General features: G+C 45.3%; 13 protein-coding genes. 4 read left to right on the top strand and 9 right to left on the bottom strand.

All coding sequences use genetic code 11. The annotated features are described in order from the left end of the window. Window positions 1–54: 54 nt before the first annotated feature. A complete protein-coding gene (locus KJB05_RS20820; protein ID WP_005452601.1) occupies window positions 55–207 on the bottom strand; it encodes a hypothetical protein in 153 nt (50 codons plus the stop codon). 271 nt (window positions 208–478) lie between these two features. Here KJB05_RS20820 and speG point away from each other — a divergent pair, with 271 nt between their 5' ends. Beyond that, a complete protein-coding gene (gene speG / locus KJB05_RS20815; protein ID WP_009706233.1) occupies window positions 479–1,003 on the top strand; it encodes a spermidine N1-acetyltransferase in 525 nt (174 codons plus the stop codon). 59 nt (window positions 1,004–1,062) lie between these two features. On the opposite strand, the gene KJB05_RS20810 is transcribed toward speG, so the two are convergent. From KJB05_RS20810 to KJB05_RS20790, 5 genes are all read right to left on the bottom strand, one after another. Beyond that, window positions 1,063–1,860 carry a hypothetical protein gene (locus KJB05_RS20810; protein WP_038895547.1) on the bottom strand — a complete coding sequence of 266 codons (798 nt, stop codon included), beginning with the start codon at window positions 1,858–1,860 and terminating at the stop codon, window positions 1,063–1,065. Between the two features lie 162 nt (window positions 1,861–2,022). Beyond that, a complete protein-coding gene (locus KJB05_RS20805) occupies window positions 2,023–3,144 on the bottom strand; it encodes an outer membrane protein transport protein (protein WP_208445053.1) in 1,122 nt (373 codons plus the stop codon). Window positions 3,145–3,430: 286 nt separating this feature from the next. Continuing rightward, entirely contained in the window at window positions 3,431–4,222 is a 792-nt protein-coding gene (locus KJB05_RS20800) for a hypothetical protein (protein ID WP_208445054.1), read from the bottom strand. A gap of 630 nt (window positions 4,223–4,852) precedes the next feature. Then, entirely contained in the window at window positions 4,853–7,009 is a 2,157-nt protein-coding gene (locus KJB05_RS20795) for a prolyl oligopeptidase family serine peptidase (protein ID WP_208445055.1), read from the bottom strand. A 176-nt stretch (window positions 7,010–7,185) separates the two neighbouring features. Continuing rightward, window positions 7,186–8,757, bottom strand: coding sequence for an ATP-binding cassette domain-containing protein (locus KJB05_RS20790; protein WP_208445056.1), 1,572 nt, complete (start codon window positions 8,755–8,757; stop codon window positions 7,186–7,188). A 367-nt stretch (window positions 8,758–9,124) separates the two neighbouring features. Here KJB05_RS20790 and KJB05_RS20785 point away from each other — a divergent pair, with 367 nt between their 5' ends. Further along, window positions 9,125–9,376, top strand: coding sequence for a DUF6482 family protein (locus KJB05_RS20785; RefSeq protein WP_033005935.1), 252 nt, complete (start codon window positions 9,125–9,127; stop codon window positions 9,374–9,376). Window positions 9,377–9,530: 154 nt separating this feature from the next. Continuing rightward, entirely contained in the window at window positions 9,531–9,956 is a 426-nt protein-coding gene (locus KJB05_RS20780) for a universal stress protein (protein ID WP_009706243.1), read from the top strand. Window positions 9,957–10,021: 65 nt separating this feature from the next. Here the strand turns inward: KJB05_RS20780 and KJB05_RS20775 are convergent, their stop codons facing one another. The 3 genes from KJB05_RS20775 to KJB05_RS20765 form a co-directional block, all read right to left on the bottom strand. Next, complete coding sequence (locus KJB05_RS20775; RefSeq protein ID WP_005439057.1) at window positions 10,022–10,240, bottom strand: hypothetical protein; 219 nt, start codon at window positions 10,238–10,240, stop codon at window positions 10,022–10,024. 118 nt (window positions 10,241–10,358) lie between these two features. Then, entirely contained in the window at window positions 10,359–11,111 is a 753-nt protein-coding gene (locus KJB05_RS20770) for a DeoR/GlpR family DNA-binding transcription regulator (RefSeq protein WP_061007508.1), read from the bottom strand. After that, entirely contained in the window at window positions 11,104–11,856 is a 753-nt protein-coding gene (locus KJB05_RS20765; RefSeq protein WP_208445057.1) for a glycerophosphoryl diester phosphodiesterase, read from the bottom strand. Before KJB05_RS20765 ends, KJB05_RS20770 begins: the two co-directional genes overlap by 8 nt. Before the next feature lie 230 nt (window positions 11,857–12,086). Here KJB05_RS20765 and ugpB point away from each other — a divergent pair, with 230 nt between their 5' ends. After that, window positions 12,087–13,394, top strand: a complete 1,308-nt coding sequence (gene ugpB, locus KJB05_RS20760; RefSeq protein WP_038895557.1) for a sn-glycerol-3-phosphate ABC transporter substrate-binding protein UgpB — start codon at window positions 12,087–12,089, stop codon at window positions 13,392–13,394. The last annotated feature ends 13 nt before the right edge of the window (window positions 13,395–13,407 follow it).

Genomic DNA, 13,407 nt, shown 5'->3' with positions numbered 1-13,407 from the left:
CAGATCGTAGCTTCTAGATTTAGTTCCATCGATTTAAGCAACAAAGCCATGTAATTATGCTTTCTTAAGATCTTTAGCTGGGTAAGTTAGTGTCTTTTCGCCAGCTTTAACGTGCGCGTAAAAACCGCCGCTGCTTAGACCTGTAACAACCATTTCGCCTAGTTCGATACCTTTAGTAGCTACTACTACGTCACCGATTGAAAACATATTTAATACCTTGTTTCTGTAGATTATGACCTTAAGTCGTTGGCGGTATTTAATCTGAAATTGCACCCTTAACCTAATCAGGTTTTTTGTCGTCATGATTAAGTTTCATTATTGCTGTAGCCCTTATAGGTAAAGGCGTCACAAGGGTATGACGAAGATCGCTTTTACGACCCTAAAGTCTTAGAAGTAAAGGGGAGATTTCCCTCTAATGGGCTAAGATGGCTTGGTTATAGTCGCATTTGATTATGCTTTTGCTATCTGGAGATAGACGATGAAAAATGGTCTCACTATTCGTGCTTTAGAACGTTCAGACCTGCGCTTTATTCACGACCTCAACAACAACCGCAACATCATGACGTATTGGTTTGAAGAGCCTTACGAATCTCATGATGAATTAGAAGAGCTGTATCGCAAGCACATTCACGACGATGCCGAGCGCCGCTTTGTAGTGGAAGATGAACACGGTGTCTTAATTGGTCTGGTAGAGTTGATTGAAATTAACTATATCCACCGTAGCGCCGAATTCCAGATCATCATCGCCCCAGACCACCAAGGACGAGGTTATGCCGAAGAGGTGATCAATCGTGCTTTGGATTATTCATTCTCGATTCTTAACCTACACAAAATCTACCTGTTGGTTGCCTTGGACAATGAAAAAGCTATCCACCTCTACCAGAAGTGCGGCTTTATTGAAGAAGGCCACCTCGTGCAGGAGTTCTTCATCAACGGTAGCTACCGCGATGTAAAACGCATGTACATCCTGCAAGACCAATACCGCGCAGAGCTAGAGAGCTGATCGGTTCTGATGTGGATTGGCACTTTTTAATTAAAACGCAGCCGATGGGCTGCGCTTCTTTAATCAAACTGATACTGGTATGAGACGATGACACGCTTGTCTGGATCATCGAGATAAGTGTTGTTGTCCATCATAAACGTCATCAAGTTAAACGAGTGACGTTTTTGCACAAGATAACCTAAACCTAAGCCACCAAAAGCGCCTTTGTAGTTGTCGCCTTCACTGTTCTCCGAGCCATAAGAGCCACCCGCGAATCCCATTAAGGTCAATTGCTCTGTCAGGGGCTTCAATGTGAACGCTCCCAAATAGCCGCTACTGCCTGAAGAGTTCATCATGTTGAACCCATTCTCTGGGCTAGGAGTGCCAGTAAACCCAGGGTCTGAACATGCACTGCCCTCTGCGCCATCACAAACCGGCACATCGCCGTCGTTATAGGTGTAGCCAGCCATAGGGAAGATCTGAAAGCCTGCTGGCTCGATGCCAAAATAGCTCAATGGTACAAACGTTCCGACACTGTAGTTGGTTTGATCAGCACCGTTGGTGTATTCATTCTTACCAAAGTTGAAGTTCACGATACCCACCGGAAACAACCAAGAGCCGCCCACGCGCCATTCACTCGCATCGTCATTGATACGAACATTAATCTTGCGTGCTTCATCCAATGCTAAAGAGCCTGAGAACGAGATGTTCTGGTCATCAAAATCATAGTTGTTGGAATAAGCCGCACCGAACTTGGTGATCACCTTTGTTGGGTCATCAGCTAATTTGTTTTTGTTCTCTTTGGGAACGCGTTCGCTAGCCAGAGCCGACGAGCTTAAAACCAACGCTGCACATGCCAGCCAAAACGTGTTGTTCATTTCAAATTTCCTCGACGAATTCGCTATCGTCTTTTTACTTTGTGCTTTTTGTTCAGTTGAATTGATACCATCCCGCTACAAACAAAAACGGCGGTAAGCCTAGGACGTGCTTACCGCTGCTTTTCGTCGTATCGCTAATCTAGTGATTGCGTTAACGCCGGACTATTGGTTTTTCCAGCTGTAGCCGATGCTCAGGAAGTACAACGCTGGATCATCAAAGCTTGCAATCGTGTTGCCCGCTCGACCCTTCACTTCAGACGATTCAATCAAGGTCGCTTCAAAGGCAACTGAAACCGTGCTTGCTTCATCAATCTTGTAATCAATGCCCGTACCTAGACGGTAAGCGTTGCCAGTTGGGATAGTCAAATCACCGTTGGATTGGTCTGTGTACATGCTTGAGTCAAAGGCGAAACCTGCATTCCACATAACTTTGCTATTAACCTTGTACTGTGTACCCAACGCAATCTGGTAGGTGTCTTGTGTTTCTACATCCATCAGCGTTTGATAAGCACTCCAATCTTGCCAGTTCAAGTTACCCATCACCGCCAGTTTGTCGTTAAGCTCATGGTATGCACTGAATACCAACTGTTGAGGCGCAACGGCACTGGTTGAGAAGTCTTTATCATCGAATTCGAACTCAGTTTCATTCGAGTAAGACAGACCTAAGCGAGTACCCGAGTTCAACTCATACAACACACCAACACGGCCATTCACTTGAGTGTCTGTATCTTCAATGCCACCAGCAATTGCCGTACCATCGACTTTGACATCCATATCTAAAATGCCGTAATGGATGCCTAATGCAGCACCTACAGACCATTGATCGTTAATACGGTATGAAGCAGAAGGTTGAACCGTCACGGCCTGAGTAATTGCATTAGGAATATCAATACGGCTGAACAGCTTGTCGTACTCCAGACCCAAGCCGTAGTTGCCGTACATACCAATACCAAGCGTCCACTTATCGTTCACTTGTTGGCTGTAAAACGCAGAACCAAGCGGCACGTAACCAATGATGTTACCTGCGTCACCGCCACCAAAGGTGTCCAGCGTTGTGTCGCCATACAAGCTGATCAAGTGACCCGAAAATGACTGACCCGACACGTTAGACAAACCCGCTGGGTTCGCCGCCATGACCGAGGCATCCTGCGCTCTTGCCGCCATACCCGCAGACGCTAAACCAATGTCTGTAGTGGAAGTCTCGTACAAGTACAGACCTCCTGCTTGCGCTGCTGCACACGAGATGAGGGACCCCACAGCAACGATTTTGGTAAGATTTTTCATACTAAAACCTATAAGCATGTTAAGAGAAAACCCGTACTGCGGCGTTGGTTGTATATCAGTGAAAGGACTGACCATCACACACAGCACAGGCAATTTGTGGATTGAATGAGAAATAAAACCGACTAAGCGGTTGGTCTTTCTTCTATTTTTGTTTTCATCTTGTCGTCTGAAATAAAACCAACGACGAACGCGCTTAAAATTTGATGCGCCTTGTTATTTCCACTTAATGTGCGACCAAACATCACACAGCAAAAATGCGTAAATTATTTTTATCTTATGAGTCGTATTAGAATTGGTAGTTGTATTCGATGCGGTGGTCGCCATCGCCAAAGTCGACTTGCTCATTCCAGTTAGCGAAGTAACGAATATTTGAACGCGGTGTTATTTGGTAAGAAATCGCAAATTCATGCGTTAAGATATTATCCTCACCCGCATAATACGTGTCTTTATAATCACTTGAGCCCGACAAGGTGTGCATATACATCGGGTTGTAGTTGATCCAAATTTTGTCGGTAATATCGATTTTCGAGTACATCCCAACCACAGTAAATGTACCTGGAATCTCGTAGCCGTTGTCTTCACCGCTGAAGTCATTGGCAATCGTCACACCTGCACCAGCTAATGGGTAAAGCTGAACAACACCAAGCTTCGGTAAGGCCTTGATGAAGCTGTACGACGCATCCAACTTGTCAGCATCCACGTCGTAGTTCACATCAAGCTGACGCCCTAATCCTTTCGCAACTTCAACTTGGAAATTACGCAGGCGGAAGGAATCAATACTGTCATCCACTTTACTGTACAACGGGTCATCTTCATCTCGAATGCCAAACAGTTCGCCACCAATACCTTTGACTTCGATAACGTTCATTGCCATCGTGCCCGGTTGAGACGCTTTATAGGTTTGACCTATCTTAATGTTTGCCCCTTTGTCCGTAATGCCAAAGCCGGCTTGGGTATAAACCGCAAGAGGATCGGACATGTCTTGTAGTTCTTTATCTGTATCTGTCTCAGCAAAAACGGGGGACGCAAACTGGATTGCTGTTGCCATCACGACAACAGACGGTTTCACGATATTCATAGGATTTTATCCATCTTTTATTCAATTAAACGCACGCGTCATCAAACCAGCATAAATCGCGGACGAGCTGAATCGAGCCTCGGAAAGTTCAATTTCCAACGCGAATTTACAAATAACAGGTTGTTTAACGCTGCATTTAAATTAAATAGAGGATAACGGTAAGTTCAATCACCTATGGTTATATGAGTTATAACCTAAATTTTGGTTTAGATTTGAAATGAAATTTAGATTAACAATTATCTAAATAGTAGATATCACAACAAACAATGAATACTCAGTTAATATAGATTGAACATGTGAAATCAAACCAAAGAAAAAATAAACGGTCAATCGAAAGATGGAACCACCTAGACGTTTATCTATATACTTTTTCAGCGATTTCACCAATATATAAGTCATGTTGTCTTGAACATATATTCTACAACTGTAGAGTATTTTTCATTAAAAAAATGTTATTTCACCTTGGCGTTCAATACTTCCACTTCTTGGGAATTCTTCAATATCATTTATGTGAACTACGTTGGCATCACATATTTTCTGTTCTACCTTAAACAAAAAACGCAGCCCGAAAACTGCGTTTTAATTCCAATGTAAATGAGCTTAAGCTCTTTGGTTAATCCGTCCTCTCGCTTACAGCTTTTCAACGCCCATATTGAACAAAGTAAAGCTGTAAACATCAGCGGTTTTCTCGATAACCTTACTGGTCGGTGTGCCTGCACCGTGACCTGCGTTGGTTTCGATTCGAATCAAAGTCGGGTTTGTACCTGCTTGCTTAGACTGTAGTTCAGCCGCAAATTTGTAAGAGTGCGCTGGCACCACACGGTCATCATGGTCACCCGTTGTTACCATAGTTGCTGGGTACTTAACACCGGCTTTGACGTTGTGTACTGGCGAGTAACCTTTGAGGTAATCGAACATCTCTTTACTTTGTTCTGCTGTACCGTAGTCATAAGCCCAGCCTGCTCCAGCCGTAAAGGTGTGGTAGCGAAGCATATCCAATACACCCACTGCTGGCAGTGCCACTTTGAACAGCTCTGGGCGCTGCGTCATCACTGCACCAACAAGCAAGCCGCCGTTCGAGCCACCGTTGATCGCAAGCTTGTCTGACGAGGTGTAGTCTTTATCGATAAGGAACTCCGCTCCGGCAATAAAGTCATCAAACGAGTTTTGCTTCTCTAACTTGGTGCCGGCATTGTGCCACTCTTTGCCGTACTCACCACCGCCACGAATGTTTGCAACAGCGTAGATACCGCCCATTTCCAGCCATGCTGCTCGACTCGGACTGAAGTAAGGCGTCAGGCTGATATTGAAACCACCATAACCATACAAAATCGTTGGCGCACTGCCGTCCATCGGCGTGCCTTTTTTGTAGGTGATGATCATTGGAATCTTGGTACCGTCTTTCGATTTGTAGAACACCTGACGAGATTCAAATTGTTCTGGATCGAATGGTGCGTTCGATTTGTGGTAAACCTCGCTGTCACCCTCTTTGATGTCTAGGCGATAGGTCGTGCTTGGCGTCTTGTAGTTGGTGAAAGAGTAGTAGACTTCAGCGTCTTCTTTCTTACCCCAAAAGCCGTAAGCACTGCCGATGTCTGGTAGCTTGATTTCACGAATGAACTTACCGTCCATGTCGTATTGTTTGACCATCGAAAGGGCATCAACAATGTAGCTTGCGAATAGGTAACCGCCCGCGGTTGATGGGCTAAGCACGTTGTCAGTTTCAGGAATTAAATCTTTCCAATTCTTCGGCTCAGGGTTGCTCGCATCCACCGTCACCACGCGTTTGTTTGGTGCATCTAAGTTAGTGACCAAATACAGCTTGGTGCCTTTACTATCAATCACCCAAGTATCAGAATTGGTGTCATCCAAAATGGTTTGCAGTGGACTATCTGGCTTGGTCAAATCTTTGAAGAACAGTTTGTTGCCCGACGTTGAAGTGCTTGCCGAAACAAACAGGTAACGTTGGTCGTCGGAAGTGTAACCACGAACGTATCGGTGCTTCTCAGCCTCCGTACCGCCGAAGATAAGCTTATCTTCACTCTGCTTAGTACCTAGCTCGTGGTAGTAAAGCTTGTGTTGGTCGGTTTTTGCCGAAAGCTCGCTGCCTTCTGGCTTATCGTAACTTGAGTAGTAGAAGCCTTTGTTGCCTAACCAGTTTACGCCACTGAACTTAATATCCACTAAAGTCTCACCGACAGGCTTTTTGGTTTCTGCATCAAGCACAATCACTTTGCGCCAATCGCTGCCGCCCTCTGAAATGCTGTAAGCGACTAAAGAACCATCTTTGGTGAAGCTCACATTCGCCAGCGAGGTCGTGCCATCTTCGCTAAAGGTATTCGGGTCGAGGAAGACTTCAGGCTTGCCACCGTCAAGTTGGCGATAAAGCACATCTTGATTTTGCAAACCGTCGTTCTTGTAGAAATAGGTGTATTTACCTTCTTTGAATGGTCGCCCTAACTTCTCGTAATCCATCAACTGAGTTAAGCGTTCTTCGATCTGGTGACGATAAGGAATTTGCGCCAAGTAATCGAACGTGACTTGGTTCTGCGCTTTCACCCAATCTGCGGTTTCTTTACTGCGGTCGTCTTCTAACCAGCGATATGGGTCACTAACTTTGGTACCAAAATACTCATCCACCACATCGACTTTCTTTGTCGTTGGGTACTTCACCGCCATTTTGTGTACGTGTTCAACCAACTCCTTTGTTGAGTCTTCGGCATAAGCTCCTGGTAATACGCCCGTCATCGCAAACGCGGTCACCAGTGCTAAGGTTTTCTTTTTCATAGACTTCCTTTTCTGTTTTTGTTTTGTGTAATGCATCAAGCATCTTACCCATATCGAAGTAAGGATTCTAATTGCTTTGAGAAAATTGCTTGGTGAAGGTGTTAAAGTCACCAAAGCCAAACTAGCTGCTTAGCTTCGGTAAGCTTCCTTAATGTGGAGTTATAGACAAGAGCTTGTTAGCTCAGTTCAATACTTCGAGACACACCCGACTCCGCGGCAAAATCTTGGTCATGGCTGATAAGAATAAAGCCGCCTCGATACGCGCTTAGTGCCTGAGCAAGCATGATTTTCGAATCCAAGTCGAGGTGATTATCTGGCTCATCCAAGAGCAACAAAGGCTGCGTTGGTTGATGACTGACAATCAGCATAGCGAGCTTCATTTTCTCGCCGCCACTCAATACGCTGCCCAAGCGAAATACACTGTCTCGGCGAAAACCAATGCCTGCGAGTAATGTTCTGGCATCGCTCTCTTTCATCCCCTCACAATGTTGCATCAGGTTTTCCAACATGGAGAGTTCAGGCTGTATCGCACCAAAGTGTTGGTCGAGATAATAAAGCGGCGTATTGATTTGTAGCTCACCACTTTGCAGTGAGAACTCCCCCAAGAGGGTTTTCAGTAAGGTTGATTTACCGCATCCGTTTTTGCCCAACAAATGCAATTTATCATCCGCATGAACTTGCGCAGTGATGGGTTGAGCCGACCCAAATGGCAACATGCCTTCTAAAAGCGACACAACTTTTCGAGAACGGTTTTGACTGTCTGCCAAATATAGTTTTTGCCCTTTGATTTGCTCTTTACGCACTCGCAAACTTTGCTCTTTCTCTTGCAGATGCGCTTGGCGAAGTTGCTCGTTTTTATTACGACTGGCAGCTCGGGCTGTAGCTTTGTTTTTCATTGCATCCAGTAAGATTTTCGGCTGACTGCCATCCTTTCTTAGCTTATTACCTTGAGCCGCTCGTTGCTCTGCTTTCTCCCGATTGCGCTGAGCTTGTTCTTCTAATTGCTTTTTTTGTTTATCGACACTGGCTAACTGGCGTTCCACCGCTTGTAGTTCGGTGCGCTTTTGCTCGGCATACACGTCGTAATTACCGCCAAACACTTGCAAGCCTAGTCCGGACAGTTCCCAGATTTCCTCCATCTCGCGAAGTAATTCTCTGTCATGACTGATGAGCAGAATCGCGCCTGAGAAACTGCGCATCGAATCAATCAACCACTGCTTGGCATGCGTATCAAGATGGTTCGACGGTTCATCAAGGATCAGCAATTCCACTTCGCTGTCGAACAGCTGCCACAGTTGCAAACGCGCTAACTGTCCGCCACTTAATTGCGAGCAAGGGAAGTCTGGCTGTGGCGGCAAACCCATGGTTTCTAACTGCTTAGCAAGTTGGATGGGCAAATCCCATTGTTCACCCACCACCTCAAACAGATCCTCAGAGCAATCGCCCATTTCGATCTGTTTGAGCGCGCTTAGCACTTTGTCCTTTGCTAAAAACTGGGCAATCGACAGCTCTCCCCCCAACAAGTGAGATGGTTGCTGGCGATACACAGCAAATGACCTTGGTAGGGTTACTGTACCGCTGGTCGAGGTTTGCTCACCGCTGAGTATCGATGCAAACACCGATTTTCCGACACCGTTGCGTCCAACTAACCCAACACGACGTTTGGTCATAGAACATGAGATTTGCTGAAACAGCGTTTCGCCATTACCAAATTGATGACTGATATTGTAAGCCTGTAAGACTGGCATAATTTGCCTCCTGTATGACAGGGACAACAGCCGTAGCTTGAGATAAATCTAGAGATGAGATCGATGCAAATACACGCGCCCATAGAAGCGCTTCAAACAGAAAAATGGTAACTGCAAAGAAATATCGGAAAGTGAGCTACGCCTACTAACCCTGTAAATCCAAAAAATAAAATGAGAGTTGGATGACAGGTTTAGTTGTTCATGTTGGCGTAATCTCCTAAAGAAGTGATACGCAAAGTCTAAAGGTTTTCTTGTATAAAAAGCAAGCGACTTCTGTCATCACATGAATCGGTTCGATCCAGAAGTGAACTAAAATCCATCGCTCGCCGTAATAGCCAAAGAGTGAAAACACCAATGGGAAACGGCTATGAATCTTTTGATTGAATCGGTCGAGGGTGGTATCTACCTCGCTTACAATGTGGAAAACCATACAAAATCACTGATATTGAACGAGCACAAAAGTCCGCTCAAATTTGCCAGCCTTTGCGAGGCAAGAGACCACTTTCGAGGAGAAGGATACTCCTCTGCAAAACTGGTTCACCTCAACGCATCCGATGAAATGTGTGGAGAAAGAATACGCTGTGACATGCCATTAGAGATTGAATTGAGCTGGTATTAGTACCGGCTCTTTTTTCGTCCCCCCTCTATATCCTCTCGCTCTCAGGTTGGTGATAATTTGCCAAAACTTTGAGCGATTTCGGGATCTTATCAACACATTTTTTGTTAAAGGCGTACTATGCTATTGGTAGTGTATTCCACAAGAGGGCGTGGTTATGAAATACAAACATATCCTAGTCGCACTGGAACTGTCTGATGAGAGTACTGTGTTGATTGACCGAGCGGTATCTATGGCGAGTTATCTCGGTGCCGAGATTTCTTTTATTCATATCGATGGTACTCATGGCGAAATTTATCGTGAGCTTGTCGATATTAAAGCAAACCCAGACCAAAGACCGTTGAATGAACATTCAATGGAGTGCTTGAAGTCCTTTAGCGATTACATGGAGCAGCCATTGAAGCACTTCTTCGTTGGCACGGGTGACTTGGCGGACAAACTGGAAGTAACCATCAAAGAGCAAGAAGTTGATCTGCTTATTTGTGGCCACCACCAAGACTTCTGGAGCAAGATCATTTCTTACTCAAGACATCTGATCAACAAGTCACCGGTCGATATTCTGGTTGTGCCGATTCACGACTAGTTTGACTGAAGGATCGAAAAAGCCGCCAACGATGGGCGGCTTTTTTGTTGTTCTTGTTGGCTCAATTAAGGCTCTATTTCACCAATCGAATACAGCACCAACTCTTCTGGGTTGTTCCCTTCCCCTAACGAGTGAATGTCTTCTCCTTCTTGCTTCAACTCATTAATCAGCTTGAGCGCTTTATCTTGCTTCACCCCAATAATGGTTGGCATTTCAGAGGCAGAGACACCAAAACGTGTCGCAACAAGCAAGTTTCTGACTTTGGTTTTATCCGATTCAAACATAGCATGACCTCTTTATTTTCAATCATCTAAGCATAGCGAATCGCAATGAAAAAGCATCATGCAGGTCGAATCAATAACGGATTTTCCTACGAGTTAGACAAACTCGGTAAGCAACAGCTTAGTTACTGAAAACGCGGTCGAAATAATTGAGTGGCGCCACCTTAGTGTTGGCTCTTCGCTGCCATTTACTCTTGTTCGCCACCAACCATTTCTGTTCAGAATTGGCTAAAATTGCTTGGCTGACCTTGGCTTCTCTCAATTCATGTTCCATCGCGAACAGCTGAGTATCAACTTCTGTGCGACCAAAATTGACCATCTCTGAATGAGGCTGCGCGATTTCGGTGATACCTGCACAGCCAATAATTCCGATGTCAGCGGAAAACTGGCCGTAAAACTGCTCTGCCGAACCATCCACCACGTCGCGATCGTTCGTGCGAATACGACCACCCGGAATCCAAGTTTCGATGTGCTCAAAGTGAGAAAGAATATGCGCCGCTTCGAAGTTATTGGTCACCACACGTAACTCACTGTGATTGGCTAGACGTTCAGCAACCAAAGCAATCGTAGTACCAATACCTAGAAACAAAGTCGTGCCGTTTGGGATAGCTTTAACTACTTCATCTGCGATGATCTGCTTTTCCTGCTGATTGGTGACTTGGCGAGAGGCATAGCTGCGATTGCTCAGAGTGGCAGGTAGCCCGACACCACCATGATGGCGTCGGGTAAGTCCAAGTCGACAAAGTTCATTGATGTCGCGACGAATGGTTTGCGTCGTGACTTCGAAACGTTGGGCAAGTTCTTCTATCGAGCAATATTCTTGCTGATGAACCAGTTCAATGATGCTTTGTTGACGGACGTTTAAATTATTCATTCAGTGCGGGTTCTCGTATGGCTGAAGGCACTTTTACTTTATAACTTTGAGGCTTATCTGTAATCATCATATCCACGCCCCAATGCCAATGTGCTTCAACTAATTGAGGAAAGTTTGGTGTATAGCAGAAGAGTTGATAACCATACTGCTTGATCTTCTGAGCTTGCAATTCGGTCAGGAAACGGTAATCACAATGCACACTGTATGCATCGATGTGTTGTAGCACGACGGCGAAATCATCTGGAATCTCTTGCCATAGCTGCCCTCTTCTCACTTCTGGCAGGTAGTTTTTCATCATCATTAAGGCTTCTGTGTTAAAGCTAGAAAACAGAATCGCGTCCGCTTCTACACCTAAATGTTCAATCACCTGCGCAACCTTTTCGCACAACAGATCGATTTCGTCACCGGAGTAGACCTTCAATTCAATATTGAGCTTCACACCCGCTCTTGAAGTCAACTCAAGCGTCTCTTCTAAACTAGGGATAGGTTCGCCTGCGAAGTCATCACCGAACCACAAGCCTACGTCGAGTGTTCTCAGCTCCTGCCAAGTCAGATCTTTGACTTTGCCTCGACCATTCGTGCAGCGGTTGACCGTTTTGTCATGGATGACGACAGGAATGTTGTCCGCACTAAGCTGAACGTCGATTTCAATCCATTCACAACCAAATTCAATGGCGCGTTGTATTGCCGATAAGGTGTTTTCTGGAGCCAAACTGGATAAGCCACGGTGTGCTGTTATTTTCATTTTTTATTCCGTCTTTTTCATTTGTTTTCAAATGAACTATCTCAACCCTCAATGACGCTTTGATTACAAAATAGTGACGAAAGCAATGTTCAAATAAGTTCATTTTTTTGTAACTAGAACGTCATTTGGCTCATTTAATGTTCATTTGAATTTTTTGGAGCGGATTCATAATCAAAATGAACATTCGCAAGGAAACACCTGTTCAAATCATCCAATGAAAAGGAATCATTATGGCTATTAAACACCTCGCCGGACTTGCAGTTGCAGCGGCATTCATCAGCACGCAAGCACAAGCAAAAACAGAGGTTGAGTGGTGGCACGCGATGGGCGGCGCACTAGGTAACAAGGTTAATGAAATTGCGGCAGACTTTAACGCAAGCCAATCAGAATACGAGATCAAACCGGTTTACAAAGGCAGCTACGCAGAAACGATGACTAGTGCTATCGCGGCGTTCCGAGCAAAAGAGCAGCCAGCGATTGTACAAGTATTCGAAGTGGGTACGGCGACCATGATGGGCGCAGACAAAGCGATTTATCCTGTTTACCAATTGATGGAAGACACCAAAGAGTCGTTCAACCCTGATGATTACCTTGCAGCCGTAACTGGTTACTACACCACCAATGAAGGCAACATGCTTTCCCTGCCATTTAATAGCTCTACGCCGGTGCTTTACTACAACAAAGACATGTTCGCAAAAGCTGGCGTAGCAAACCCACCAAAGACATGGAAAGAGATGGAAGAAGTTTCCCGTAAGCTGCTGGCATCCGGTGCGAAGTGTGGTTTCAGCACTACGTGGCAATCATGGACGCAAATCGAAAACTTCGGCGCACGTAACAATGTTCCTGTTGCCAATAACAACAACGGCTTTGCTGGCTTAGACACTGAGTTTAAGTTCAATGATTCGGCGTTTGTTCGTCACATTGACCAAATGGGCAAATGGTCGAAAGAAGGCATCTTTAAGTACGGCGGTCGCCAATCTGATGGTATGCCACTGTTCTACACCCAAGAGTGTGCAATGACTATGGGTTCCTCGGCAGGTCTGGCTGGCATTAAAGAGAACATGAAAGACGTTGATATCGGCGTGGCGCAACTGCCTTATGATTCAGAGATCGTCGCTAAACCACAAAACACCATCATCGGTGGTGCATCACTTTGGGTACTTCGTGGTCATTCAAGCGAGGAATACAAAGGCGTAGCGAAGTTCTTCTCTTACCTTTCTAGTGCAGAAGTTCAAGCAGATTGGCACCAGTTCACCGGTTACCTACCAATTACTAAAGCGGCTTACGAGCTAACAAAAGAGCAAGGCTTCTACGCTAAGAACCCAGGCACAGATACAGCGGTTCTACAAATGACGTCAACCGAGCCGACAGAAAACTCGAAAGGCATTCGCTTCGGTAACTTCCTGCAAACACGCGACATCATCAACGAAGAGCTAGAAGCAGTGTGGGCAGGCAAAGCAACGGCGCAAGCTGCACTAAACAATGCGGTTCGTCGCGGTGACGAGCAGCTACGTCGCTTTGAGCGCACACAGAAGTAACGAACATTAATAA

Source organism: Vibrio sp. B1ASS3 (genome assembly GCF_905175355.1).
Lineage (GTDB): Bacteria > Pseudomonadota > Gammaproteobacteria > Enterobacterales > Vibrionaceae > Vibrio > Vibrio owensii.
The sequence above is the reverse complement of the archived record's forward strand: the minus strand, read 5'-3'. Positions and strand labels throughout refer to the sequence as shown.

What these genes read in the sequence shown, in the direction of transcription:
- KJB05_RS20780 (WP_009706243.1), top strand. Translation starts at nt 9,531, where the DNA reads ATGAAATACAAACATATCCTAGTCGCACTGGAACTGTCTGATGAGAGT.
- KJB05_RS20765 (WP_208445057.1), bottom strand. Translation starts at nt 11,856, where the DNA reads ATGAAAATAACAGCACACCGTGGCTTATCCAGTTTGGCTCCAGAAAAC.
- KJB05_RS20795 (WP_208445055.1), bottom strand. Translation starts at nt 7,009, where the DNA reads ATGAAAAAGAAAACCTTAGCACTGGTGACCGCGTTTGCGATGACGGGC.
- KJB05_RS20775 (WP_005439057.1), bottom strand. Translation starts at nt 10,240, where the DNA reads ATGTTTGAATCGGATAAAACCAAAGTCAGAAACTTGCTTGTTGCGACA.
- KJB05_RS20785 (WP_033005935.1), top strand. Translation starts at nt 9,125, where the DNA reads ATGAATCTTTTGATTGAATCGGTCGAGGGTGGTATCTACCTCGCTTAC.
- ugpB (WP_038895557.1), top strand. Translation starts at nt 12,087, where the DNA reads ATGGCTATTAAACACCTCGCCGGACTTGCAGTTGCAGCGGCATTCATC.
- KJB05_RS20820 (WP_005452601.1), bottom strand. Translation starts at nt 207, where the DNA reads ATGTTTTCAATCGGTGACGTAGTAGTAGCTACTAAAGGTATCGAACTA.
- KJB05_RS20790 (WP_208445056.1), bottom strand. Translation starts at nt 8,757, where the DNA reads ATGCCAGTCTTACAGGCTTACAATATCAGTCATCAATTTGGTAATGGC.
- KJB05_RS20805 (WP_208445053.1), bottom strand. Translation starts at nt 3,144, where the DNA reads ATGAAAAATCTTACCAAAATCGTTGCTGTGGGGTCCCTCATCTCGTGT.
- KJB05_RS20800 (WP_208445054.1), bottom strand. Translation starts at nt 4,222, where the DNA reads ATGAATATCGTGAAACCGTCTGTTGTCGTGATGGCAACAGCAATCCAG.
- KJB05_RS20810 (WP_038895547.1), bottom strand. Translation starts at nt 1,860, where the DNA reads ATGAACAACACGTTTTGGCTGGCATGTGCAGCGTTGGTTTTAAGCTCG.
- speG (WP_009706233.1), top strand. Translation starts at nt 479, where the DNA reads ATGAAAAATGGTCTCACTATTCGTGCTTTAGAACGTTCAGACCTGCGC.
- KJB05_RS20770 (WP_061007508.1), bottom strand. Translation starts at nt 11,111, where the DNA reads ATGAATAATTTAAACGTCCGTCAACAAAGCATCATTGAACTGGTTCAT.